Raw genomic sequence first — 1,658 nt, forward strand, 5'->3', positions numbered from 1 at the left:
CCTGAATAATTCATACCGACAAAAAAATGATCTGTTGCTCTAAATTTTACCGGAATTTATATTTTTTATTCCGTCTCAGAACCCAACAGATTAAAAAATCCGAACTGTTTAGGTAAACAGCTGCGGTTCAGCCAAATTTGGGCGCACTCGTCCCTTGAAGCACAATATAATTTTTAAAATTGGGATTTATTTACCAGCAGAGCTGCTGGATATTTCCGAGGACTTGATAAAATAAGCCCTGATGTACATGATAAGAACTGAGTTTCAGCAGCAGCCTACGTCCTGTTCGAACGAGTTTACCTGCGACCTTGAATCGTTTTAATCGGATTGTGTCCACCTGCATGTTGGCCGATCCCTGTGTGAAACAAAGCGTACGCATAAAGTTAACGATGTTGTAAGCCAACAGGCTTACCATCATGCCAGCGTAATTTTCTAAAAAGGAAGGGCTATCGGTCTTATCGAAATAAAAGCCATTCTTCGCTTCTTTAATGAAGTTTTCCATGGTGCCGCGTTTACAGTAAGTCCGAAAGACTGTTTCTGCATAGACATTATTGGAGTAATTGGTGACGATGTATTCATGTCGGAATAAGAGTTCATCAGCTTCCCGTGTTGATTTAATGCAGACTCGGCGTTCTTTGGACCAACTTTTTGCTTGATAGGATGTTGAAGAATAAACAACTTCTTTTTCATCCCAAGGGTGGTTATCGTCAATCTGAATAAAGCTTTCCGCAATTTTTGAAAGGTTACGGTTCGCTTTTAAGCGGATCACAAAGAAGCTGTCATAAGCTTCACAGAGATCGTAAAGTTCCGGTGTAGCGAACCCGCTATCTCCACGGACGAGAATATTGCTGACAGGAACCACTTGGTTATAATGCTCAAAAAGAGGCTCCATAAATGTCCCAACGCCATTAGACGTGTAGACATTGCCAGAACGAAGTTCTGCTTTTAAGAAATCTCCCGTCAAACCGTCAAATGCGACTAACGGATGGTATCCATTGGTTCGATAATGAGCATTGTAATCAGTATTTTCTTGATCTCCGTAAGTATCAGAATGGGTTGAATCCAAGTCAAAGATCATTTCTGTTGTATTTCTTGCCGACCGTACTTTATCAATCATGGCTTGGTTAAGATCTTGCAACTGAGAAATATTTTCTTCGCTTATGCGATCCCAGAATCGGGAAATCGAAGACTGCGAGGCAAGCCTGGACTTATCCAAAATCACCTTGAAAATAGGGTCTTGCTTCAATAGATTTGCGGAGGAATCGGTCGAATAGCCAGCGATATTTTGATAAATCAACTGCTCCATCAAAGAAAAATTGTCATGGATATGATAGAGACGTTTGTCCTCTATTCCCAAGTATTGCTTAGAAAGATCGGAGAAATTAAGAGACTCCATAAATTCTTTGACGAGAACCAATCCAGAATCGGTGGACAAATTTCCACCTGTGTTTGAAATCGTCAGTTTAGAGTTGAATTGTACCTTTTTTTCGTGTAATGTAGCCATTGAGAGAGCCCCTTTCTATGGTTTTAGTGTGGTAACTTAACCATATCAGATTGGGGTTCTTTTTGTACACCCAAAGGGTGTTTATCGAACAAGTGAAAAATGCTATTGCAGCAAGGTTAGTCGTAGTTTCCTGAAATTTTATGAATTATCCAGG

The 1,658-nt window shown here is 40.2% G+C and carries 1 protein-coding gene; it reads right to left on the reverse strand.

Features of this window, described 5'->3' with window-relative positions:
- Positions 1-190: 190 nt before the first annotated feature.
- Entirely contained in the window at positions 191-1,504 is a 1,314-nt protein-coding gene (locus tag PVE40_RS12680; RefSeq protein ID WP_274732296.1) for an IS1380 family transposase, read from the reverse strand.
- Positions 1,505-1,658 lie beyond the last annotated feature (154 nt).

The sequence above is a fragment of the Jeotgalibaca caeni genome (assembly GCF_028863945.1).
Taxonomy (GTDB): domain Bacteria; phylum Bacillota; class Bacilli; order Lactobacillales; family Aerococcaceae; genus Jeotgalibaca; species Jeotgalibaca caeni.

What these genes read in the sequence shown, in the direction of transcription:
- PVE40_RS12680 (WP_274732296.1), bottom strand. Translation starts at nt 1,504, where the DNA reads ATGGCTACATTACACGAAAAAAAGGTACAATTCAACTCTAAACTGACG.